The organism is Rhizobium sp. NZLR11 (genome assembly GCF_019685115.1).
Taxonomy (GTDB): domain Bacteria; phylum Pseudomonadota; class Alphaproteobacteria; order Rhizobiales; family Rhizobiaceae; genus Rhizobium.
The window spans coordinates 18,253-41,503 of sequence record NZ_JABDWD010000012.1 but is presented as its reverse complement, the minus strand read 5'-3'; the positions used below and the strand labels follow the sequence as shown (position 1 = coordinate 41,503).

Below are 23,251 nucleotides of genomic sequence, written 5' to 3'. Positions count from 1 at the left end.
TGGCGGACTGAGAGAAGAAGAAGAGGGGCGGGCTAGTGTGCTGCCAGCCTGATATCTCTGCCTTTTGTCGCGTTGAGGACTTCATAGAATGCATTGAACGCACTCGGCCGATCATTCTTGCGGTAGACGAGCAGCGTTTCGACTAGCCCCAGCTGGTGGGTCTGAACAGACGTCGGCCAGTGCATGAGGTCGAGAACGGATCTCGGCATCACACCCGCCGTATTCCCGGTCGCCACACTCGCCAAGATCGCGTGGTAGGAGCCTAGTTCGCTCGTCGGCAGGGCGCTCGATTTGCGCGCCCAGTTTTCGGCTATCCTGCGATAGGTGCAGCCAGGCTCCAAAGCGGCAATCGACCCGACGCGCAGGTCGGCAGCGGATTTGACCGCGGGATGCCCGGACGGCAGCACGATCAACAGATCTTCGACAAAGACCGGCTCCATCTCCAGCGCCTTGAGTTCAGCCTCGAAACCCACGTCTTCCCCGCGCATTATCTTGGGCGGGCGGGCAATCAGCGCGCAGTCCAGCACATCGGCCACAACGGCGCGGGCGAGATCGCGGGACGCCCCCATCGTCAGATGAAGCGACACATCAGGCCACATCCGGTTGAACTGCCTCAGCGCCGCCGGCAGCCTGCTTGCCGCCGTGCTCTCCATCGTGCCGACCCGCAATATCCCCGATGGGGCAAGAGGCCGAACGGCCTGGCGCGCTTCGAGTGCCAGCGCCATCAGCCGGTTGGCATAGGCAAGAAACGTCTCGCCTTCCCGCGTCAACGTCATCTTCTTGCCGTCTCGGCTGAACAGGGAAACGCCGAGGTCGTCCTCCAATTGCCGGATGCGCGTCGTCACATTCGATGGCACCCGGCCGACGGCCTTGGCAGCCTTGGTAACGCTGCGGTCGCCGGCAACGGCGAGGAATATCTCGATCGAGGAAAGGTCCAATGAAAGATCTCTGTTCCAGAATTAAGGAGAAGGATAATTCTCTATATAAAAATCATTGTCCCAGCTCAAGCCGGTTTCGGCATCGGACGAAAAAGCGAGCCGGAAATCCGGATGGCCTGTTTTGAGGGCTCATCGTCCACGCTCCAATCCCCAACGCGATCGCCACTGAATGTCACGCCATCCGCGAACCGACCAAGCAGGCGAATGCCGAAAAAAGGATCGCTACGCCGCGGAAATAGCCATTAAGCAGCGGCACTGCCCTGCCGTACGGCGATTGCGGCTGGCATGGCGCTTGCATCTGCAAGTCCATCTGCAGATCGATCGGCGACGACCCCATGTTGCACCTTGTCTTGACCTGTCTTCTTTTGAGCGTCGCTTCAGGCTTGAGCATGCGGCGTTTCCTTCTACCATATTTCCCAGGCGGCGATCTCGCCGAGAAAGCTGCCCCTGTGACAATCGTCGCAAGTGCCGTCTTTCTGGCGACAATCGCTTTCACTGTCTCCGATCAGGATCTTTGGGCAAAATTTGTCATCGTGATGCTCGGCCTTTTATTGGCGGCCATGTTCGACGATGCAAGGCCCAAGCTGACGATTGCCCTCTCCGCCGTCAGTTTGGCGACCTATCTCGGGCTGCGTTCGATTATCTGAGCCGCCCGGCCTCAACGGGGACACTGCAGCCTTATTGGCGGTATCGTGCGCTCGGAAACTTTTCCGCCCGGACCGGAACAGGCCGCTCGATACAATTCACTGGCGAGGCCGGCGCAAACACAACAATCGACCAAATCTCGGTCACTTTCGGCAAATAAAGCCTGAGCCTCCCTCTAAAGTCATTGCCGAGCGACCGCAATACGCCGTCTGGGATCGGCAAGGTCCCGGCCGCGAAGCCCAGTTCGCCAACAGCAAGAGCAAGCGTGTGCTCATCAGCCTATGAGGACCTGCGATGAAGACCTACAAGATCGCCCTTCTGCCCGGAGATGGCATTGGCCACGACGTGACGGAAGCAACCTGGGCCGTACTCGAAAAGGCAGCTCAATCGAACGGATTTTCTCTTGATGCAACCAGCTATCCCTGGTCCTGCGACTACTATCTGGCGAACGGCAGCATGATGCCCGGCAATGGCATCGAAACGCTGAGATCCTTCGATGCCATCCTGCTCGGGGCGGTCGGATGGCCTCGCAAAGTGCCGGATTCCGTTTCATTGCATGGGCTTCTGCTGCCGATCCGCAAGGCTTTCGTGCAATATGCCAATATCCGCCCACACCGGCTGCTGCCGGGTGTGCAGGGACCGTTGCGGTCGGAGAACTTCGACATCCTCTGCATTCGCGAAAATACCGAAGGCGAATATTCCGGCGCCGGTGGCCGTGTTCATCAGGGGACCGACAGCGAGGTGGCAGTGGAGACCTCGATCTTCACCCGCAAAGGGGTCGAGCGCATCCTGAGGTTCGGTTTCGAACAAGCCCGTGCGCGCCGCGGCAAGCTTGCCTCGGTGACAAAGTCCAACGCGCAGAAATATTCGATGGTTTTCTGGGACGAGATCACCCACAGGCTTTCCGCTGAATATCCCGATGTCGAGGTGACCAGCTACCATATCGACGCCATGGCCGCCCGCATGGTCATGGCGCCGGAAAGCCTCGATGTGGTCGTCGCGTCCAACTTGTTCGGCGATATCCTGACCGACCTTGGCGCCGCCATCCAGGGCGGGCTCGGCTTCGCGGCCTCCGCCAACATCAATCCCGATCGCTCGGCGCCGTCGATGTTCGAACCGGTGCACGGCTCGGCGCCGGATATCGCCCATCTCGGCAACGCCAATCCGATTGCCGCCATCTGGTCGGGCGCAATGATGCTGGAGCATCTGGGAGAAACGGCTGCTGCCGGAGAGGTAATGGCCGCAATCGAGGCGACGACGGCACGCGGCATCGGCGCAATTCCCGGCAAGGACAAGACGGACGCGATCACGGCATCGGTGCTGTCTGCGCTCGATTAGAGCAGAGTACCGACAAGGGTGAGCGGTTTTCGCGCCCTAAACTCAGAATCTTGTTCTAGCCGTTCAATGGTCGTCGTGATCGTGATGCGAAGGAAGGTCGAGGCCAAACGTGTCGACCAAATCGGTCACCTGCCCGGGGCTGAGGTAACGGGGATTGAGATTGCGCAACAGCAGATAGAGCTTCGCCGTTTCCTCCAGTTCCTCGGTCGCAAAGACCGCCGCCTCCAGACTGTCACCGGCAACGACAGGTCCGTGGTTGGCCAGAAGCACCGACGAATACTTGCCCGCCAGTCCGCGGATGGCGTCGGCCACCGCTGGATCGCCGGGACGGTAATACGGCACCAGAGCGGTTTCACCGGCGCGCATGAGATAATATGGCGTCATCGGCGGCAGGGCGGCGCGCGGATCGATCTCCGGCAGCATGGTCAGCGCCACCGCGTGGGTGGAGTGAAGATGGACGATGGCGCGGGCGCTGCCGCGTGTATCGTAGAGAGCAGTGTGCAGCGGAATTTCCTTGGTCGGCTTGTCGCCGGACAAGAGCCGGCCTTCGGCGTCGAGCCTGGAGATCCGTGCCGGATCGAGAAAACCGAGCGAGGCGTTGGTCGGCGTGACCAGCCAGCCACCGTCATCGAGCCGCAACGATATGTTGCCCGACGAACCGGGCGTCAGCCCGCGCTCGAACAGCGAGCGGCCGTATCGGCAAATTTCTTCACGCTGGCGCGCGTCGGACATGACACTTCCTCCATATTACGCGGTTGCGCCTTCGATCAGTTCAAAACCGAGATCGACGGCCTGGGACGGCGCGTTGGCGACGACCAGTTGTGCGGCTATCTCTCCCGTCGCCACGCGCGGTGTTCGGATGGTCGATAAGGGCTGCGGTATCGCCCGGCCGATATCGAGGCCGTTATAGCCGAAAATGGCGAGCTTCGAGGGGATAGCGATCCCCTCAGCCAGACAGTGAAAATAGCCGCCCAGCGCCATATCGTCGTTGGAGAAATAAACCGCATCGAGATCGGTCGTCCGACCAAGCAGCCGCTCCAACCCCAGTCTGCCGTTTTCCACAGACGAAGCGCCGGCGAGAATTTCGCGCGCGACGAGGGGCGCGCCAGAGGCCTCGAGCGTTTCGCAAAAGCTTGAAAACCGCTTGCCGGCGCGGGTATCACGATTGAGGTCGTGACCGACATAGCCGATCCGGCGATAGCCCCGCTTAAGCAGGAAGGCAGCGCTCCCCCGCCCGGCCGCGCGGTTCGAGAAACCGACAGCGATATCGAGCGCATCTCCGTCCAGATCGAGCAGTTCCACGACCCGGCACCCGCTGGCGCGCAGCATCTTCACTGTCCCGTCGGTATGCTCGTATCCGGCCAGCATGACCGCCGCCGGCCGCCAGGCCAACATCGCGGCGACGAGCGCTTCCTCCTTGCCCGGATCATAGTCGGTGACGGAGAACACCGCCTGATAACGGTTTTCCTCCAGGACGGCGCTGGCGCCGCGCAGCACATCGGGGAAGACGATGTTGGACAGCGAGGGAATGACGAAGGCAACGAGACGCGAACCGGTGGAGGCCAGCGTCCCGGCGATCCGGTTCGGCACATAGCCCAACCGTTCGACAGCGGCCATCACCCGCTCCCGCGTCTTGCCGGAAAACGAGCCGTGATTGCGCAGCACACGCGACACCGTACTCTCGCCAACACCGGCCGCTTCCGCGACTTCGGCAAGCGTTATCGTCACCTGCTGTTTGAATTCCATGGTATGTCTGAACTCACGCTTTTGGGATGGCTGCTAGATGTCGGCCGGCAACCACCTCGCTGTCACCATTTTTCACTGCCCCTGCCAATAAGCAAGGTTTTTTTGGCAGCGCTACCAATTTGGTGTTGGCAGCGCTGCCAAAATAGACTAATGCAGATGGCAGCGCTGCCACTTGGCGTGCTGCGGGAGGACCGGCAGGAGACCGCGGCAACAATCGGAGGAGAAAATCATGACTCTGTGTCCTTGGCGCGTCTTACAGACGCACTGCGCTCTAAAGCCTCTCCGGGATTGCACCCGGCGGAGCACAGACTTTTTCTCACTGGACTGGAGAACCTCCTGATGTCGCCATTTGCTGAAAACTCGGGGCCTGCCGTCGTCGCGGCCGTCATCGGCCTTGGTTCCATGGGGCTCGGAATGGCCCGGTCGATGAAGCGCGCGGGGCTCGATGTCGTTGGATATGACATCACGCAAGCGGCAGTGGACCGCTTCATCGCCGATGGCGGACGTGGCGCGGCGACCCTAGCCGGCGCGGCGAAGGGCGCCAACATCGTCGTCTCCGTGGTCGTCAACGGCGCGCAGACCGAGGCCGTGTTGTTCGGCCCCGAAGGCGTCGCGAGGATGATGAAGCCCGGGGCCGTTTTCATCTCGTCGGCAACCATGGATCCTGCGGTCGCACGCGATCTGGCACAACGGGTCGAGGCTCTCGGCCTGCACTATCTCGACGCGCCGATTTCGGGCGGCGCGGCCAAGGCGGCGCTGGGCGAACTGACGATCATGGCGTCCGGCTCCAGACAGGCCTTCGACACCGCCCGTCCGGGTCTCGACGCCATGGCCGGCAAGGTCTACGAACTCGGCGATGCGGCCGGAGCGGGCGCGGCCTTCAAGATGATCAACCAGCTTCTCGCTGGGGTACACATCGCAGCCGCCTGTGAAGCGATAACGTTTGCCGCCAAGCAAGGCCTCGACCTCGACAAGGTCTATGAGGTGATCACGGCCTCGGCCGGCAATTCGTGGATGTTCGAAAACCGCGTGCCGCATGTACTGGCCGGAGACTATACGCCGCTCAGCAGCATCGAGATTTTCGTCAAGGATCTTGGCATCGTCCAAGACATGGCCCGCTCCGAGCGTTATCCGGTGCCGCTCGCGGCAGCAGCCCTGCAAATGTATCTGGCCGCCGCCGGCGCCGGCATGGGCCGTGACGACGATTCCTCGCTCGCGCGGCTTTATGCCCAGCTTTCCGGCGCGGAATTGCCCGGTTCCACCAAAAACCCGCAGAGCCTGTAAAGGAACTCCAATCATGCCGGTTTTCGCCGCCAACCTGACGATGATGTTCAACGAATGGGCATTCCTCGATCGCTTCGACGCCGCAGCCGATGCCGGTTTCTCCGCCGTCGAATATCTCTTTCCCTACGACGCGGCGCCGGACGCAATCGCCGAACGGCTTGCCCGCAACAATCTGCAGCAGGCATTGTTCAACCTGCCGCCGGGCGACTGGGCAGCAGGCGAGCGCGGCATCGCGGCTCTTCCCGGACGGTTCGATGCGCTGAAGGCGGATGTCGAGCGGGCATTGGACTATGCGGCGGCGACCGGCGTCAAGCGGCTGCACCTGATGGCAGGCATCGCCGACCCTGGTGGCCAAGACGCCTCCTCCTCTTACCGGCGCTCCGTCACCTACGCTGCCGGACGGCTCGCGGAAAGAGGCATCGATCTCCTGCTCGAGCCGATCAACCGGCGAAACATGCCGGGATATTTCCTCAGCGACTTCGGCGCGGCGGAAAGCCTGATTGCCGAATGCGGTCTGCCGAACCTGAAACTCCAGTTCGACATCTATCATCGTCAAATCATCCACGGCGACGTCACGATGGCGTTGCGACGCCTGCTGCCGATCACCGGCCATATCCAGATTGCCAGCGTGCCGTCCCGCAACGAGCCGGAAGGGGAGGAACTGAACTATCCCTATCTGTTCAGCGAAATCGACCGCCTGGGTTACGACGGTTTCATCGGCTGCGAATACGTCCCGCGCGGCCACACCCTGGAAGGCCTCGGCTGGTTCAGACCTTTTGCACGGAGCTAGACGATGGCTATTTTGCTCGGATCAATCGCTGACGACTATACGGGCGCCTCCGACCTCGCCAACACGCTGACGAAGAACGGTCTGCGCACGGTACAGACGGTCGGCATTCCCGATCCGTCGCTCATGCTGCCGGATGTCGACGCCGTCGTCGTTTCCCTGAAGATCCGCTCGGTCCCGGCCTCGGACGCCGTGACGGCCGCGACCAGCGCCGAGCGATGGCTGCGCCGGCGCGGCGCGGGTCACGTGCTTTACAAGATCTGCTCGACCTTCGATTCCACCGATGCCGGCAATATCGGTCCGGTCACAGAGGCGTTGAACGATGCGGCCGGCGGCGGCGTCGTGCTGGTTACACCAGCTTTCCCGGAAACGGGACGCACCGTCTATCTTGGCCATCTCTTCGTCGGCGGACAGCCCTTGAACGAAAGTCCGCTCAAAGACCATCCCCTCAATCCGATGCACGATGCCAATCTCGTGCGGGTCCTCACCCGACAATCGCGTGGCGCTGTCGGGCTGATCGATCTGGCAGCCATTGCGGCCGGACGCGGCGCCATCAAGGCGAGGCTCGACGCCCTGCGCAATGCAGGCGTCACCGCCGCCATCGCCGATGCAATTTTCGAGCGGGATCTCGAAACGCTCGGCGAGATCGCACTCGAAACGCCGGTGTCCACCGGTGCGTCCGGCCTCGGTCTCGGCCTTGCCCGCGCGCTCGTCCGCTCCGGTCGGATATCGTCCGGCGGTGCAGCGCCGGCGGATGCCATTCGCCCCGTTGGCGGGTTTTCAGCGATCGTTGCCGGCAGTTGTTCCAAGGCAACGCTGCGCCAGCTCGACGTCGCCGAACGGTCGATGCCCGTCCTGCGGCTCGACCCGGAGCGGCTGCTTGCCGGCCCGGATGAGATCGCCGCGGTGATTTCCTGGGCGGGAGACCGCATCGCCGCCGGCCCCGTCGTGGTCGCCGCGAGCGCCGCACCCGAAACCGTGTCTCGGCTGCAATCAGTTTATGGACGAGAGGCCTCCGGCCACGCGATCGAGACCGCCACATCGATCATCGCCGCCGAGCTGGTGGCAAGAGGCGTGCGGCGGCTCGTGGTCGCAGGCGGCGAAACCTCGGGGGCAGCCGTCGACAGGCTCGCCATTCCGGCATTTCTGATCGGGCCGGAGATTGCGCCCGGCGTGCCGGTGCTGCGCACGGTCGGCAATACCCAGGGCGACATGCTTCTGGCTTTGAAGTCGGGAAATTTCGGAGGCGAAGATTTCTTTGCGGCAGCGCTGGCGATGATGCACTGAGGTGTGTCCCTCGCATGCAGGATACCCAAGCCGGGGCTTGCAGAAATTCTTGGACTTGTCGCGAATTCTACGCTTAGCCAGCGCGGCTTTGAAATCGGCTATGGCACATCACCCTCCAGGTGCCATCTTAGGCGTCGGGTCGAGACGCGACTCGACCGATCGTTTGCGACCCGCTTCACACGCTACTTCTGCATACCCAAGGATAGCCTGAGCGCAATCAGTTCATCTCGATCGATATTGCGGCTCATCCTGGGTTGGCGCAGGCTTGAGTCCGCATCAGAGCGATGCGCGACTGATGCGGGGCTGGCGCCGCTCAGCGAACATCGGCAGTCGCGGCATCTTCGATTGGGCTGAAAGCACCCTCCTTTTCTCAGCGGGCGTGACGGCGTTCATCGATAGACTGCCACCGGCTGCACCGGAACGCTAAGCTCCGTCCGGCGCACACGCTTCACGCTGGACGAGACTGTGACCGATCGGATGTGCACCGGCGATGCAAGCGCGAGAATATCGCGAAAGGGGCAGATTCGGTATTTTGTGCCGCCATATAGCGCCTTTCAGGAGATTCCGGCGCAGTGCAGGTGACAAACTAATATCGGTGAAGGGCTCGGATCCCGGCAAATGCGGGGCCTTCCACATAAGAGCGGGACAATGATCCTGCCTGCGGGAACAGAATATTCTTCTTCGAGAAACCGCGCTCCCGCTGGAGCCGAACACTGGGGAATTCACGTGAGCAAGAGCCTTCCGGAATTCAGATACATGACATTCGACGTCGTCGGTACGCTCATCGACTTCGAGGGCGGCATCAAGGCCTGTTTCGCCGAGATCGCGGCCGAGGTGGGAAGCACAGTGGATGGCGAGCAGGCGCTTAGCCTCTATCGCGCAGCCCGCTACTCCGAGGATGCCGGCCTATTTCCCGACGACCTCGTGCGCGTTTACCTCGCGATCGCACCGAAGCTCGGTCTGCCTGCTGATCGAAAATATGGCGAACGACTACGGGACTCTGTGAAGAGCTGGAAGGGTTTCGCTGACAGCGCCGCAGCGCTGGCCAAACTCGGGAAGGATTACCGCCTCGTTGCGATGACCAATGCCCGCCGCTGGGCATTTAATTTGTTCGAGAAGGAACTCGGCAATCCGTTTTATGCTGCCTTCACGGCCGACGATACGGGCACCGAAAAACCCGATCCCGCGTTCTTCGCGACGGTCTTCGCCTACGTTGCCTCGGAAGGCCATTCGAAGGACGACATCCTGCATGTCGCCCAGAGCCAGTACCACGATATCGGGATTTCCAGGGAATTCGGGCTGGCCAATTGCTGGATCGAGCGGCGACACGCCCAAAAGGGTTACGGCGGAACGATCGAGCCGGTCGAGTTCACCAAACCCGATTTCCATTTCACGTCCATGGCAGGCCTAACAGATGCCGTGGCTGCTGCACGCGCCTGACTTTAAAACCGGATCGGGCCTGCCCGAAACGGGCAGCCCGCCATAGAAAAAAGGGGAATGAGATGAACAACAAGATCACCAATTGGACCAGCTCCGACGACGCCATGATCGAAACCGCCATCCGTCAAGGCGCGACCCGTCGCGAGCTGCTGCACATGATGCTCGCCGGCGGCGTGGCCATGTCCGCAGGCGGGCTGGTGCTTGGCCGCGCCGGCAAGGCGCTTGCGGCGACGCCCGTTTCCGGCGGCGCCCTCAAGGCGGCCGGCTGGTCGTCCTCCACAGCCGATACGCTCGACCCCGCCAAGGCGTCACTCTCCACCGACTATGTCCGGTGCTGCTCCTTCTACAACCGCCTTACCATCCTCGACAAAAGCGGCAAGCCGCAGATGGAGCTTGCCGAGGCGATTGAATCCAAAGATGCGAAGATCTGGACGGTGAAACTGAGGAGCGGCGTCACATTTCATGATGGCAAGCCGCTGACCGCCGACGACGTGGTATTCTCTCTGAAGCGCCATCTCGACCCCTCCGTCGGTTCGAAGGTCGCCAAGATCGCCGCCCAAATGACGGGCTTCAAGGCGGTCGACAAACAGACCGTCGAGATCATGCTCGCCAGCGCAAATGCCGACTTGCCGACCATCCTGTCGATCCATCACTTCATGATCGTTGCCGATGGGACGACCGACTTTTCGAAGGCGAATGGCACTGGCGCTTTCGTCAAGGAGGTCTTCGAACCCGGCGTGCGCTCGGTCGGGATCAAGAACAAGAACTACTGGAAATCGGGCCCGAACGTCGATTCCTTCGAATATTTCGCAATCAGCGACGACAACGCCCGCGTCAACGCCCTGCTTGCAGGCGATATCCACCTCGCAGCCACGATCAATCCGCGCTCCATGCGCCTCATCGAGGCTCAGGGCGACGGGTTCACATTGTCGAAGACGACCTCCGGCAACTATACCAACCTCAATATGCGGCTGGATATGGAGCCCGGTAACAAGCGGGACTTCATCGAAGGCATGAAGTCTCTCGTCAACCGCGAACAGATCGTCAAATCGGCGTTGCGCGGTCTCGGCGAGGTTGGCAACGACCAACCCGTTTCACCAGCAAACTTCTATCATAATGCGGACCTGAAAGCCCGGGACTTCGATCCCGAGAAGGCGAAGTTCCACTTCGAAAAAGCAGGCGTCCTCGGCCAATCCATTCCGATCATCGCTTCCGACGCGGCGAGCTCGTCGATCGACATGGCGATGATCATCCAGGCCGCCGGTGCTGAAATCGGCATGAAGCTCGATGTCCAGCGCGTGCCATCCGACGGCTACTGGGACAACTACTGGCTCAAGGCGCCGATCCACTTCGGCAATATCAACCCACGGCCGACCCCTGACATCCTCTTCTCCCTGCTCTACACCTCGGACGCTCCGTGGAATGAAAGCCAATACAAGTCGGAGAAGTTCGACAAGATGCTGATCGAGGCTCGCGGTACGCTCGACCAGGAGAAGCGCAAGGCGATCTACAATGAGATGCAGGTCATGGTCGCCCAGGAAGCCGGCACCATCATTCCAGCCTATATATCGAATGTCGACGCCACCACAGCCAAGCTCAAGGGTTTGGAACCCAGCCCGTTCGGCGGCCAGATGGGATACGCATTTGCCGAATATGTCTGGCTCGAAGCCTGATAAAGCACCGGGGGCCGGGGCTGCAATCGCGCCCCCGGCTTCCATTTTCGTTGATTAAGCTCAATTCGAACGCCAAAAGGGAGCCGCGCGTGAACAACCAGGTCTTATCCCTTGTGCTGAGCAGATTGCTCATCGCCCTGATCACCCTGGTGATCGTCTCATTCGCCGTGTTCTTCGCAACAACGCTCTTGCCGGGAGACACGGCGACGATCCTGCTTGGCCAGGCGGCCACACCTGAAGCCATCAAAGGTCTTCGCACGGCCATGCATCTCGACGAGCCGGCGCTCTTTCGTTTCCTGCGCTGGTCCGTCGGACTGCTGCAGGGCGACCTTGGCACGTCCTATGCCAACCAAATGCCGATCGCCGACCTCATTGCCGGCCGCTTCGTCAACACGTTGAAACTCGCCGGCGTCACCGCGCTCTTCTCCGTGCCGATTGCTCTGGCGCTCGGGATCACCGCGGCGATGCTGCGTGGCACTGTTTACGACCGGATCGTTACCGTGATCACCATCGGCGTGATCTCCGTACCGGAGTTCATGGTCGCGACCTCCGCCGCGCTGATCTTCGCCGTCTATCTGAAATGGCTGCCGGCGCTATCTTTCGCCAATGAAATTCACAGCCTGGCCGACATGTTGCGCGTCTATGCCATGCCGGTGATCACGCTCACCTTCGTCGTCTCGGCTCAGATGATCCGCATGACGCGCGCGGCTGTCATCGAGACGCTCAACACACCCTATGTCGAGATGGCGCTACTCAAGGGGGCCACGCGGCCACGCATCGTCTTTCGCCACGCACTTCCCAATGCGCTGGGTCCGATCGTCAATGCCGTTGCGCTTTCACTGTCCTATCTGCTCGGAGGCGTCATCATCGTCGAGACCATTTTCAATTATCCCGGTATCGCCAAGCTGATGCTGGATGCGGTAGCCACCCGCGACCTGCCGTTGATCCAGAGCTGCGCGATGATCTTCTGCCTGGGCTATCTGCTGCTGATCACCATCGCCGACATCATCGCCATCCTTTCAAATCCGAGGCTCCGATGACCATGACCAGTTCCGAAACCACGTCCGGCCGGCTGTCCGGAACCCGGCTTGGCTATCGCTTCAATATCGTCGGAGCCATCGGCCTTGCCGTCATCCTCTCCTGGGCGCTCGTCGCGATCTTCGCGCCCTTGGTCATCCCCCACCCCGTCGGCGAGATTGTCGATCTCGACTATTTCGGCCCAATGAGCCGGGAACTCTGGCTCGGCTCCGACTATCTCGGCCGCGACATGCTCTCGCGAATTCTGATGGGCGCCCGCTACACGGTCGGCATCTCGCTGGTGGCGGTAACGATCGCCTGCTTCTGCGGCGTCGTGCTCGGCATGATCGCGGCGGTGGCCGGCGGCTGGCTGGACACGATCCTCAGCCGCCTCCTCGACGCCCTCAATTCCATCCCGAGCAAGCTGTTCGGCCTGGTGGTCGTCGCGGCCGTCGGTTCCTCAGTCCCGGTTCTGGTCATAACGCTATCGGTGATCTACATCCCCGGCGCCTACCGCTTCGCGCGGGCGCTTGCCGTGAACATCAATGCGATGGATTTTATCACGGTTGCGCGCATCCGTGGAGAAAGCACCCTCTATCTCATTCGCTCGGAAATCCTGCCTAACATCGTCGGACCGGTGCTTGCCGACCTCGGGATCCGTTTTGTGTTCATCGTTCTGCTGCTTTCCGGGCTTTCCTTCCTGGGCCTTGGCGTCCAGCCGCCCTATGCTGATTGGGGCGCGCTCGTGCGCGAGAACATCGGCGGGCTGCCGTTCGGTGCGCCGGCGGTGATGTTTCCTTCACTTGCCATCGCCAGCCTGACGATCAGCGTCAACCTGCTGATTGACAACCTGCCGCATAAAATTCGCGACCGGAGCGTGTCATGAGCAATTTCATTGAAATCCGTAACCTGAAGGTCGAGGCCACCACCGATTCCGGCCGACGCGTCGAGATCATCAAGGGTGTCAGCCTCGACGTTGCTAAGGGCGAGATCGTCGCGCTGATCGGCGAGAGCGGCTCGGGCAAAACAACCATCGCCCTGACCCTGATGGGCCATACCCGTACGGGCTGTCGCATCAGCGGCGGCAGTGTTTCGGTTGGCGGCAAGGACATGGTCACGCTTAGCGAGAAGCAGCGCGCCAAGGTGCGCGGCACCGAAGTCGCCTATGTCCCGCAATCAGCCGCCGCCGCCTTCAACCCGGCCATATCGATCATGGACCAGGTGATTGAAGTCACGCGTATTCATCAGTTGATGTCGCCGGACGATGCGCGCGCCCGGGCAGTCGAGCTCTTTCGGGCGCTGTCGCTGCCCGAACCCGAGACGATCGGCAGCCGTTATCCCCACCAGGTTTCCGGCGGCCAGCTGCAGCGTCTGGCGGCGGCCATGGCGCTGATCGGCGACCCGAGCCTAGTCATCTTCGACGAGCCGACGACGGCACTCGACGTGACCACCCAGATCGAAGTGCTGCGCGCTTTCAAGTCGGTCATGAAGAAGGGCGGCATAGCCGGTGTCTATGTCTCGCACGACCTTGCCGTCGTCGCGCAGATCGCAGATCGCATCGTCGTGTTGAAAGACGGGGAGACCCAGGAAACCGGCACGACCAAGGAAATCCTCAATAACGCGAAGCACCCCTATACCAGAGAGCTGCTCGCAGCCTTTGAGCCGAAATCGCGTGGCGTAGCAGGCGCTATAGGAAGCGCGACGGAGCCGCTTCTGAAGATCGACGATCTCGTTGCGGGTTATGGACAACGCCAGGCCGACGGCCTGCCCCTCGTTCGCGCGGTCGAGCACGTGAGCCTGAAGGTGGAAAAAGGGCGCAATCTCGGCATCATCGGAGAATCCGGTTGCGGCAAATCAACGCTCGCCCGCACCATCGCCGGCATCCTGCCGGCCGCAGTCGGCAAGATCGTCTTCGACGGAACGGAATTGCGCCGCAGCGCTCGCGAGCGCTCGCGCGACCAGCTGCGCGAGATGCAGATCGTCTTCCAATATGCCGATACCGCTCTCAACCCGGCAAAATCGGTTGAGGACATCCTCGCGAGGCCGCTGGTTTTTTACCACCGCATGGATCGGCAGGCGCGAAACGCCCGGATCGATCAACTGCTCGACATGGTTCGCCTGCCCCGCAACCTCCGCCATCGCCGGCCGGGAGAACTTTCGGGCGGGCAGAAGCAGCGCGTCAACTTCGCCCGGGCGCTCGCCGCCGATCCAAAGCTGATCCTCTGCGACGAGATTACCTCGGCGCTCGACACCGTGGTTGCCGCCGCGGTAATCGACCTGCTCAAGGAATTGCAGCGCGAACTCGGCCTCTCCTACATCTTCATCAGCCATGATCTCTCGGTCGTGGAGGCGATCTGCGACGAGATCGTGGTGATGTATGGGGGCCGGAAGGTTGAGGAAATCACCCACTCGACGGTGAAGGCGCCGACGCACCCCTATTCGCAACTGCTCTTCTCATCAGTGCCGACGCTTGATCCGGCCTGGCTTGATGGGCTCCAGCAGGATCCGGAATTGGTGCGGGCCTATTGTCGGCAATAAGGGTCGGCGTGCTGATCGTTTTGTCCGGCAACGTTTAGAGCATGATGCCGAAAAGTGTGAGCGGTTTTCGGACGACATCATGCTCTAACTCTATAATGTAGAACAGGATTCAGATTTTAGGCCGACTCGGCCTAAAATCATCCTGTTCTGGCATTCGTGAACCGGCCATTCTTCTGCAATCCGCAAAGGATCTTACCTCGTTCCGATCGAGTCTGATCCTACACCTTCTCCGTTTGAGATCGCTAAGGACGCGGAAGATAGCGATGCGGCTTCTCCGACATCGACTACTCAACCGATGAGGCGACGCTGACCACGTTCCGACATAGGCGGAAGCACGAATGGCTGCCGGGCTCCCCGCAAGACGGAATCTTCTGCTGCCGCCATCTCAACTGCGGCAAAGGCGTGGCGCCAGATCCGCTAGACTACAGGCTGAAACGGAGACCCTGCCATGCCCGCACCACTCGATCGCATCGACACCACGCCGGAGCTGCCCACCGCCGCCGATACGGTGGTGATCGGCGCCGGCATCGTCGGTGTTTTCGCGGCCTATTATCTGGCCCGGCGCGGATTGAAAGTCGCCCTCGTCGAGAAGGGCCTCATCGGTGCGGAGCAATCAAGCCGCAACTGGGGCTGGTGCCGGCAGCAGAACCGCGACGCCCGTGAACTGCCGATGTCGACGAAGAGCCTCGATCTCTGGGAGCGCTTCGCCACCGAGACCGGGGAGGACACGGGTTTTCGCCGCTGCGGCCTCTTCTATCTCAGCAATAGCGACGAGGAACTGGCCGGCTGGGCACGCTGGCGGGATTTCGCGCGCTCGGTCGGCGTCACGACGCATATGCTGAGCGGCGTAGAAGCGACCGAACGCGGGCGCGCCACCGGCACCGCGTGGAAAGGCGGGGTATTTTCGCCGACCGACGGCACTGCCGATCCGGCACGTGCCGCGCCGGCCGTCGCGCGCGCGATCCTGAAGCTCGGCGGCACGGTGCATCAGTCCTGTGCGGCCCGCGGCATCGCCGTCGAAGGCGGCAGGCTCTCGGGCGTCGTCACGGAGCATGGCACGATCCGGACAAAAATCGCGATCCTCGCCGGCGGCGCCTGGGCCTCCTCCTTCTGCCGCCAGCTGGGCATTCGATTTCCGCAGGCATCGATCCGTTCGTCGATCCTTTCCGTTTCACCGGGCGCCAGCGGCCTGCCGGATGCACTGCACACATCTGCGGTCTCCGTCACGCGCCGCAGCGATGGCGGCTACACGCTGGCGATCAGCGGCCGCGGCCGCGTCGATCCCACGGCGCAGCAGCTCCGCTTCGCGTCGCAGTTCTTGCCGATGTTCGCCCGGCGCTGGCGCAGTCTCGCACCCGGTGGGTTGGAGGGGTTTCGCTCCGGTCACGAGTCTCTGGCACGCTGGCGGCTCGACAGGCCGACGCCGATGGAGCGCATGCGCATCCTCGACCCGGCGGTCAACCAGGCCACCATTGCCCTCACGCATTCACGGGCACTCGAGCTTCTGCCCGCCTTGAAAAAAACGAGCATCAGCGCGGCCTGGGCGGGCTATATCGACAGCACGCCGGACGGCGTGCCGGGGATCGGCGAGATCGCCACGCTTCCGGGTTTCATCCTCGCTGCGGGATTCAGCGGCCATGGCTTCGGCATCGGGCCAGGCGCCGGTCATCTGATTGCCGATATCGTCACAGGCGACGAGCCGATCGTCGATCCCCGGCCGTACAATCCCGACCGATTCGGAACGTCCGCCTGGGGCAAAGTGGCCGATTTTTGAATGCGGCTCGGCCGAAAGAGAGCTTCATGAAACGCCCACAAATTCGGTGGTGAATGGGTCGATCCCGACAGGAGACTCATCTGTCGCCTCAAAAAGACCGGGGACAGCAAGTGTTCAGGAGGCCACGGACATCCGCGGACTGTTGGCAGGCGAGGCGGCCTTGCGACCGTCGGCCGTCTGAAAGTGAGAGATTCTTTCGTTCAATACTTCCACCTGCTGCCGAAGCCGATGAATTTCCGCCGTATTTTCCTCGACCATGGCGGCGTTGTGCTGGGTGATGTGCTCGACGTCTCGAACGGCGTTGTTCACCTCATCGATCCCCTTATATTGCGTGGTCGTCGCAGTCGAGATGACCTGCACCAGCCCGTTGATCGCGGTGAAGTGCACCATGATCGAGGAAAGCGCCTCGCCGGTCTCCTCGACGAGCCTGACGCCCGCGCCGACCTGCGATGCGCTGGTGGAGATGAGATCCTTGATCTCGCGGGCAGCCTTTGCGCAGCGCTGCGCAAGCTCGCGCACCTCCTGGGCGACGACGGCAAAACCTCTGCCGGCCTCTCCTGCGCGCGCCGCTTCCACGCCGGCATTGAGGGCGAGGAGATTAGTCTGGAAGGCGATCTCGTCGATCACGCCGATGATGCTGCTGACTTTTTCGGATGAGCGATTGATGGCGCCCATGGCGTCGACGGCCTTGGCGACGACGGCCGCGGAATGCTCCGCCTGACGGTGGGCTTCGCCAACCGAAAGCGAGGTCTGACGGGCGTTTTCGGCTGTCGTCCGCACGCTGACGGTCAATTCGCCCAGTACCCGCGAACTTTCCTCGAGGGACGCGGCCTGCTGTTCCGTGCGCCGCGCCAGATCGTCGGCGGCTCCCGAAAGGTTGGTGCTGCCCTCGGCGATCTCGTAGGTCGTGTTGCGGACCTCGGCGAGCGTCAGGCGCAGCGCATCGATGGCGTGATTGTAGGTTTTCGCCATGGCGACATAATCTGCGGCCAGATCCTCGCTCATTTCGGCGGCAAGGTTGCCATTGGCAAGTTTGCCGAGCATGTCCGACAGAGCATTGAGAGCCTCGCTCTGTTCAGCCTCGACACGCGCCTGTTCGGCGGCGCGGCGGGCCTGCTCCCGTTCGTCCCGCGCCCTGTTTGCTTCGGCCACCTCTTCCAGCCTGGTCTTCTCAAGCGCCTGATCGCGGAAGACGGTGACCGATCGGATCATGTCGCCGATCTCGTCGCCGCGCTTGCCGTCACCGATCGGCACGTTCAGATCGCCGTCGGCAAGCCGCATCATCGTCTGGGTAATCCGCTTCAGCGGCCCGCGCAGGGTTTCGATCAGCATGAGGCCGCCGATGATCGCAAGCACAGTGCCCGCAATCATCGCCGCGAGCGACATCGTCGCCGAGCGCTGGCTGATTTCCTTGCCGCTCTCCTGCGCCGTGCTGACGAACTGCTCGAGCGTGTGGCTTGCCGAGGCCACGAGCTCGGTGGCCGCCCCCTTCTCTGCCCGCCACCGATCCGCAATCGAAATCAGAAGCGACGTATCCTTTTCGATCGCCGCAAGCGAAGGCTCGATCTCTTTCGCGAGATCCTGCAGCGCGGCATTTCGCCCGCTCAAAGGCGCAAGCGTCGCGGCGCTTTCGCGCAGCGCCTTGAGATCGGCGAGAGGCGCATCCCGCGCCTCGGCGTCGACGCGTCTGTTCCGTTCGCTCAGGTGCAGGCGCAGATCGTCGATCGATTTGTAAGCGGCGTTGACGATCATCACCATTGAGCGAAGCGTTGATATGCTCGCATCCATGCCGGCAAAGCGCTCGATCGCGGTGTCCGCATTGCCGGAGGCGAGTTTTGCAAACTGCTCCTGAAAGCCCTGCAGGTCCTGGTCGACGGGAGCGTAACTCTCGAGCGACAAGCTGCTGTCCTTGGCCATGACCGCGAGCTTGTCCAGCATCGGCTTCAGCGCTGCAATCTGGCTTTGAGCTTTCTCGGAGGCAAGCGCCTCGCTTTCGCCCGTCTCCTTGACAAGCGGCGGCAGGAGGCTGGCGATCGCCTGGGCAAGCTTCTGGGGATCGGTCGCCCCTCCGGTCGCCTTGCGCAGTTTTGTAATGCGTCCAGCCAGATTCTTATAGGCCGAGGCGTCGAGAAGAAGCGCCCGGACAAAGGCCTCCTTGCCATTCGCCTGATCCTGGAGAACGTCGAGCTGTTTGCGGGCGGTCTGGCTTTCCTTGAACAGTTGGGCGACCGCGTCGTCGATCGCCTGTTCGTTACTGGCGCGCTCCTGCGCCACCGCCCAGAGCGCGTCGGCGCCGCCCTGCATCTTGCCCCCTAGTTCACGCACCATGGATATCTGCTGTTTCTGCGCGGGATCGGAGAGCATCGCATCGAGCGTCGCAGCGCCCTTATTCTGATCGGAAATGCTGGCGATCAGACGATCGCGGGTGGCGGCAGTGGGAAGATCGGTAAAGGCGGTCAGAGCCGATCGCAGTTGCTGAAAGCTAGAAAGAGCTTCGATCGTCTGCCGGGTCAGGGTCATCTGCCCGTTCAGCGTACCGGCGGTGAATAGCCGAAAAGCCCGATGCCGGCGATGAGGACGATCAGCGGCACCACGAAGAAGAGGACCTTCGTCACGATCCGCATACGCTGCAACGCCATAAGGAAGCCCCGCCCCAGGAAAATAGGCACTTTTACCGGCAGCCCTCTGTTGGGTTGCCGCGCCTCAGCGCACCACAATAGTCACGACTGTTAAAACAATGGTCAATGGTGTCGAGTTTTGGCGGAACATGCGGAGAGGGCGCATTGTCTACGCCCCCATCCGGTTTCCTCAGCCAATGGCCATCAGGCTGGCATTGCCGCCGGCAGCGGCGGTGTTGATCGAGGTCGACACCTCTTCCAGCAGCCAGTTCAAGCAATAGGCCTCGGGATCGCTCGCCAATTCCTCGATCGTCGCGGCCTGGACCAACAGAAGCGGGCCGGGCAGAGCAGCGATCTTCCGATTGACGACCAGAACACTGTCGTGATCCCCTTCGACGAGCGCGCCCGAGAACGGCCCCTCCTTTTCCCAATCCGACGTCCAGGAAACCCGGCCGGCGACAGCCGCCGGGAGATCCGCCAGGACCGATTTCGATAGGGAGCCCGCATCCACGACGATGTGGTTGCCGGTCGACAGGGCTGCGGCGATCTGGCGATGCAGCCCGCTTTCGGTCTGCGGCACGGCAAGAATGCGGCCGCGGGGATGGAGCGCATAGAGATTGAGCTCGCCGACGGGGCCGGTGAGTTCACGCTCAAGTCCGAGCGCTGAACGGCTCGCATAGCCACGCGCTGCCTCTCCCTCGCCCGGCAAGCCCTTCTTGTCGAGCCAGACGATATAGTCGCGAAGGGCGAGGTCCGTATGAACGGAATCCTGCTGCGGCGGCACCGGAGCACGCTGCACCAGCCGGCCGATATAGAGCGGACCGCCGGCCTTCGGACCGGTGCCCGACAGGCCGCGGCCGCCGAAAGGCTGCACGCCGACGACAGCGCCGATGATGTTGCGGTTGACGTAGAGGTTGCCGGCCTTGATGCGGCTGGTCACATGCGCGATCGTTTCGTCAAGCCGGGTGTGAAGCCCGAAGGTGAGGCCGTAACCCGATGCGTTGATGTCGTCGATCAGGCGGTCGAGCCCGTTTCGCTTGAAGCGGACGACATGCAGGACCGGCCCGAAGATCTCCCTCGTCAGGTCCGACAGGGACTTGATCTCGATGATCGTCGGCGGAACGAAGGTGCCGGCCGCCGCACTTTCGGGCAGCGGCAGTTGATCCACCTTGCGACCCATGCCACGCATCTGCTCGATATGCTGGTCGATCTCCGCCTTTGCGCCATCGTTGATGACGGGTCCGACATCGATGCTCAGCCGATCGGTGCGGCCGATCGTCAACTCGCGGAAGGCGCCCTTCAGCATGGCGAGGGTCCGGTCGGCGACATCATCCTGCAGGCAGAGGACGCGGAGCGCCGAGCACCGCTGGCCGGCGCTGTCGAAAGCCGACGCAATGACATCGGCCACCACCTGTTCGGCCAAGGCCGAGGAGTCGACGATCATGCCGTTCTGGCCGCCGGTTTCGGCAATCAGCGGGATCGGCTTGCCGGTCGAAGACAGCCGTTCAGCCAGCTGCGCCTGGATCATCCGGGCGACTTCGGTCGAGCCGGTAAACATGACACCCGCTGTTTCCGGGGCACCCACCATGCCGGCGCCGAGGCGACCGCTGCCGGGCACGAACTGCAAGGCGGCCACAGGCACGCCCGCCTCGTGGAGGATCTTCACGCTCTCCGAAGCGATGATCGGCGTGACACCGGCGGGTTTGGCAAGCACGGGATTTCCGGCCACCAAGGCTGCGGCAACCTGCCCGGTGAAAATCGCCAACGGGAAATTCCACGGGCTGATGCAGACGATCGGGCCGAGAGGCGCATGGGACGGCCCGAGGGTCTTGCGCGCCTGCTCGGCGTAATAACGCAGGAAGTCGATCGCCTCACGCACCTCGCCGACGGCATTGGCCGCCGATTTGCCGGCCTCGCGCATGATGATGCCCATCAGCGTCTTGATGCGGGCCTGCATAATGTCGGCCGCCCGCTCCAGGCAAGCGGCACGCTCCGCGGGCGATACGGCGGCCCATTGCGGCGCATGCTCGGCAGCCATGGCAACGATCCGGGCTGCTTCCTCGACCTTCAGCTCGGTGACCGTGCCGACGATGTCGCGGTGATCGGCAGGATTAAGGACGTCACGCGTCACCCCGTCCGTGGAGCCATCGGCAAGGATCGGACCCGCATGCCATGGGCTCGCTGCCGAGGAAACAAGCGTCTGCGCCAGATCGGAAAGGGTCGCCTCGTTCGAGAGATCGAGGCCGTCGGAATTGGCGCGGGCACTGCCGTAAAGCGCCTTCGGCGAGGCGATCTGCGCGTGCGGGGCGCCGACGACCGGCATGGCGGCAACGGTCTCGGCGGGATCGGCAATCAGCGCCTCGACGGAGACGTGCGGATCGGAGATGCGATGCACGAAAGAGGAATTGGCGCCGTTTTCCAGAAGGCGCCGCACCAGATAGGCAAGCAGCGTCTCATGCGTACCCACCGGCGCATAGATACGGCAGGGCCGGTCGAGTTTTTCCTTGCCGACGACTTCATCGTAGAGAGGTTCGCCCATGCCGTGCAGGCACTGGAACTCGTATTTGCCGACAGCGAAATCCGGACCGGCAAGATGATAGATGGTGGCGAGCGTCTGCGCATTGTGGCTGGCGAATTGCGGGAAGACGGCATCCGGTGCGTTCAGCAGCTTGCGGGCGCAGGCGATATAGGCGACGTCGGTGTAGATCTTGCGGGTATAGACCGGATAGTCGTCGAGACCGTCCAGCTGGGCGCGTTTGATCTCCGCATCCCAATAAGCGCCCTTGACCAGACGCACCATGACCCGGCGCCCGGAACGACGGGCGAGATCGATGACGTAATCGAGCACAAAGGGGCAGCGCTTGCCGTAGGCCTGGACGACAAAGCCCAGCCCGTTCCAGCCGGTGAGATCAGGGGCGAAGCAGAGCTCCTCGAGCAGATCGAGCGAAAGCTCCAGCCGGTCGGCCTCCTCGGCATCGATGTTGAGGCCGATATCATAGGTCTTGGCGAGAACGGCCAGCGCCCTGACCTTCGGCAGCAGCTCGCTCATCACCCGGCCGGCCTGCGCCCGCACGTAGCGGGGATGCAGGGCCGAAAGCTTGATCGAAATACCAGGGCCATCATAGATGCCGCGCCCGTCCGAGGCCTTGCCAATGGCGTGGATCGCCTTTTCGTAATCCTTGAAATAACGTTCGGCGTCGGCGGCCGTCGTCGCGGCCTCGCCCAGCATGTCGTAGGAATAACGGAAGCCGCGCGCTTCCAGCGGCCGGGCACGCTTCAGCGCTTCCTCGATCGTTTCGCCGGTGACGAACTGCTCGCCCATCATGCGCATCGCCATATCGACGCCGCGACGGATGACCGGCTCGCCGGCGCGCGCGATCAGCCGCGTCAGCGCTGCCGACAGGCTGCGGTCGTTGACCGTCGAGGTCAGCTTGCCGGTGACGACGAGGCCCCAGGTGGCGGCGTTGACGAACATGGATTTGCCGCCGCCGATATGCGAGGCCCAGTTGCCCTCGGCGATCTTGTCGCGGATCAGCGCATCGCGTGTGTCCGTATCGGGAATGCGCAGCAGCGCTTCGGCAAGGCACATGAGCGCCACGCCTTCCTGGCTGGAAAGCGAATATTCCTGCACCAGCCCTTCGACGCCGGTGCCCTTGTGTTTGGCGCGCAAAGCCTCGATCAGCGTGCGGGCCGTGCTGCGAATGTCATAGCGTTTCGCCTCGGAGACGCGCGCGGCGGCAACGAGCGGCGGCAGGCATTCGGTTTCCGGGCGGCGATAGGCAGCCGTGATCGCCTGGCGAAGCTCGGATTGCGGCCGGATCGGCGGGGCAAAACCGGAGAACGGCGCGCCATTGGCGGGATTACTGGAGGATGCGGGGTCGATCGCTGCGTTCAACATGGGAGTCCCTATCAAATCGGTGTCTGATCTAACGGATAAATGGAACACCGGGCTCATCGTCCCAGGCATCATCCGTGACAACTGGGCCGGAATATTCCGTCTCGCAAAGCGGGCGCGCATCCGGCTTGTCGCGCTTGACGGTGAATGCCGCCGCCACGGCCCTTATCGCCAGCGGCCGGTAATGAACGAGCAGGTCCGGCTTTTGATCGTCATCCGGCTCTCCCTTGTGCATGTATCATCCCCATTTTGGGTTCGGCGCAGACGGCCA

Annotated in this window: 17 protein-coding genes and 1 pseudogene; 11 read left to right on the top strand and 7 right to left on the bottom strand. The window is 62.4% G+C overall.

Annotated features, from left to right (window positions below):
• Nucleotides 1–32: 32 nt before the first annotated feature.
• Nucleotides 33–938: a LysR family transcriptional regulator gene (locus HJB83_RS20615; protein WP_207584645.1), complete on the bottom strand. Its 906-nt coding sequence runs from the start codon at nt 936–938 to the stop codon at nt 33–35.
• Between the two features lie 172 nt (nt 939–1,110).
• A complete protein-coding gene (locus HJB83_RS20610; RefSeq protein ID WP_207585205.1) occupies nt 1,111–1,329 on the bottom strand; it encodes a hypothetical protein in 219 nt (72 codons plus the stop codon).
• On the opposite strand from HJB83_RS20610, the gene HJB83_RS20605 reads away from it, so the two are divergent.
• Nucleotides 1,274–1,585 (top strand): hypothetical protein, encoded by a 312-nt coding sequence (locus HJB83_RS20605; RefSeq protein ID WP_207584644.1) that lies wholly within the window; start codon nt 1,274–1,276, stop codon nt 1,583–1,585. The genes HJB83_RS20610 and HJB83_RS20605 overlap by 56 nt on opposite strands.
• Before the next feature lie 292 nt (nt 1,586–1,877).
• Nucleotides 1,878–2,921 (top strand): tartrate dehydrogenase, encoded by a 1,044-nt coding sequence (locus HJB83_RS20600; RefSeq protein ID WP_207584643.1) that lies wholly within the window; start codon nt 1,878–1,880, stop codon nt 2,919–2,921.
• A gap of 63 nt (nt 2,922–2,984) precedes the next feature.
• On the opposite strand, the gene HJB83_RS20595 is transcribed toward HJB83_RS20600, so the two are convergent.
• A complete protein-coding gene (locus tag HJB83_RS20595) occupies nt 2,985–3,653 on the bottom strand; it encodes an aldolase (protein ID WP_207584642.1) in 669 nt (222 codons plus the stop codon).
• Nucleotides 3,654–3,668: 15 nt separating this feature from the next.
• Nucleotides 3,669–4,667 carry a LacI family DNA-binding transcriptional regulator gene (locus HJB83_RS20590; protein WP_221132531.1) on the bottom strand — a complete coding sequence of 333 codons (999 nt, stop codon included), beginning with the start codon at nt 4,665–4,667 and terminating at the stop codon, nt 3,669–3,671.
• 339 nt (nt 4,668–5,006) lie between these two features.
• Here HJB83_RS20590 and ltnD point away from each other — a divergent pair, with 339 nt between their 5' ends.
• From ltnD to HJB83_RS20545, 9 genes are all read left to right on the top strand, one after another.
• Nucleotides 5,007–5,951: an L-threonate dehydrogenase gene (gene ltnD, locus HJB83_RS20585; protein ID WP_221132530.1), complete on the top strand. Its 945-nt coding sequence runs from the start codon at nt 5,007–5,009 to the stop codon at nt 5,949–5,951.
• Between the two features lie 13 nt (nt 5,952–5,964).
• Nucleotides 5,965–6,741, top strand: coding sequence for a 2-oxo-tetronate isomerase (gene otnI / locus HJB83_RS20580; RefSeq protein WP_207584638.1), 777 nt, complete (start codon nt 5,965–5,967; stop codon nt 6,739–6,741).
• Nucleotides 6,742–6,744: 3 nt separating this feature from the next.
• On the top strand, nt 6,745–8,025 hold the full coding sequence (gene otnK, locus HJB83_RS20575; protein ID WP_221132529.1) for a 3-oxo-tetronate kinase: 1,281 nt from the start codon (nt 6,745–6,747) through the stop codon (nt 8,023–8,025).
• A gap of 726 nt (nt 8,026–8,751) precedes the next feature.
• The gene (locus HJB83_RS20570) at nt 8,752–9,465 is read left to right on the top strand and encodes an HAD-IA family hydrolase (RefSeq protein WP_221132528.1); all 714 of its coding nucleotides are present in this window, start codon (nt 8,752–8,754) and stop codon (nt 9,463–9,465) included.
• A gap of 62 nt (nt 9,466–9,527) precedes the next feature.
• Nucleotides 9,528–11,138, top strand: a complete 1,611-nt coding sequence (locus tag HJB83_RS20565) for an ABC transporter substrate-binding protein (RefSeq protein WP_207584635.1) — start codon at nt 9,528–9,530, stop codon at nt 11,136–11,138.
• An 89-nt stretch (nt 11,139–11,227) separates the two neighbouring features.
• The gene (locus tag HJB83_RS20560) at nt 11,228–12,178 is read left to right on the top strand and encodes an ABC transporter permease (RefSeq protein WP_221132527.1); all 951 of its coding nucleotides are present in this window, start codon (nt 11,228–11,230) and stop codon (nt 12,176–12,178) included.
• Nucleotides 12,175–13,041 (top strand): ABC transporter permease, encoded by an 867-nt coding sequence (locus HJB83_RS20555; RefSeq protein WP_207584633.1) that lies wholly within the window; start codon nt 12,175–12,177, stop codon nt 13,039–13,041. Before HJB83_RS20560 ends, HJB83_RS20555 begins: the two co-directional genes overlap by 4 nt.
• The gene (locus HJB83_RS20550; RefSeq protein ID WP_221132526.1) at nt 13,038–14,693 is read left to right on the top strand and encodes an ABC transporter ATP-binding protein; all 1,656 of its coding nucleotides are present in this window, start codon (nt 13,038–13,040) and stop codon (nt 14,691–14,693) included. Before HJB83_RS20555 ends, HJB83_RS20550 begins: the two co-directional genes overlap by 4 nt.
• A gap of 448 nt (nt 14,694–15,141) precedes the next feature.
• Entirely contained in the window at nt 15,142–16,467 is a 1,326-nt protein-coding gene (locus HJB83_RS20545) for an FAD-binding oxidoreductase (protein ID WP_221132525.1), read from the top strand.
• 114 nt (nt 16,468–16,581) lie between these two features.
• Here HJB83_RS20545 and HJB83_RS20540 read toward each other — a convergent pair.
• The 3 genes and pseudogenes from HJB83_RS20540 to HJB83_RS20530 form a co-directional block, all read right to left on the bottom strand.
• Nucleotides 16,582–19,106: pseudogene (locus tag HJB83_RS20540) on the bottom strand (methyl-accepting chemotaxis protein).
• 169 nt (nt 19,107–19,275) lie between these two features.
• Nucleotides 19,276–22,983 carry a trifunctional transcriptional regulator/proline dehydrogenase/L-glutamate gamma-semialdehyde dehydrogenase gene (gene putA / locus HJB83_RS20535; protein ID WP_221132524.1) on the bottom strand — a complete coding sequence of 1,236 codons (3,708 nt, stop codon included), beginning with the start codon at nt 22,981–22,983 and terminating at the stop codon, nt 19,276–19,278.
• Between the two features lie 28 nt (nt 22,984–23,011).
• Nucleotides 23,012–23,215 carry a hypothetical protein gene (locus HJB83_RS20530; protein ID WP_207584628.1) on the bottom strand — a complete coding sequence of 68 codons (204 nt, stop codon included), beginning with the start codon at nt 23,213–23,215 and terminating at the stop codon, nt 23,012–23,014.
• Between the last annotated feature and the right edge of the window lie 36 nt (nt 23,216–23,251).

Bases quoted from the DNA above. Each gene is read 5' to 3' on its own strand.
- HJB83_RS20605 (WP_207584644.1), top strand. From the start codon at position 1,274: ATGTTGCACCTTGTCTTGACCTGTCTTCTTTTGAGCGTCGCTTCAGGC.
- HJB83_RS20610 (WP_207585205.1), bottom strand. From the start codon at position 1,329: ATGCTCAAGCCTGAAGCGACGCTCAAAAGAAGACAGGTCAAGACAAGG.
- HJB83_RS20600 (WP_207584643.1), top strand. From the start codon at position 1,878: ATGAAGACCTACAAGATCGCCCTTCTGCCCGGAGATGGCATTGGCCAC.
- HJB83_RS20595 (WP_207584642.1), bottom strand. From the start codon at position 3,653: ATGTCCGACGCGCGCCAGCGTGAAGAAATTTGCCGATACGGCCGCTCG.
- HJB83_RS20590 (WP_221132531.1), bottom strand. From the start codon at position 4,667: ATGGAATTCAAACAGCAGGTGACGATAACGCTTGCCGAAGTCGCGGAA.
- ltnD (WP_221132530.1), top strand. From the start codon at position 5,007: ATGTCGCCATTTGCTGAAAACTCGGGGCCTGCCGTCGTCGCGGCCGTC.
- otnI (WP_207584638.1), top strand. From the start codon at position 5,965: ATGCCGGTTTTCGCCGCCAACCTGACGATGATGTTCAACGAATGGGCA.
- otnK (WP_221132529.1), top strand. From the start codon at position 6,745: ATGGCTATTTTGCTCGGATCAATCGCTGACGACTATACGGGCGCCTCC.
- HJB83_RS20565 (WP_207584635.1), top strand. From the start codon at position 9,528: ATGAACAACAAGATCACCAATTGGACCAGCTCCGACGACGCCATGATC.
- HJB83_RS20555 (WP_207584633.1), top strand. From the start codon at position 12,175: ATGACCATGACCAGTTCCGAAACCACGTCCGGCCGGCTGTCCGGAACC.
- HJB83_RS20550 (WP_221132526.1), top strand. From the start codon at position 13,038: ATGAGCAATTTCATTGAAATCCGTAACCTGAAGGTCGAGGCCACCACC.
- HJB83_RS20545 (WP_221132525.1), top strand. From the start codon at position 15,142: ATGCCCGCACCACTCGATCGCATCGACACCACGCCGGAGCTGCCCACC.
- putA (WP_221132524.1), bottom strand. From the start codon at position 22,983: ATGTTGAACGCAGCGATCGACCCCGCATCCTCCAGTAATCCCGCCAAT.
- HJB83_RS20530 (WP_207584628.1), bottom strand. From the start codon at position 23,215: ATGCACAAGGGAGAGCCGGATGACGATCAAAAGCCGGACCTGCTCGTT.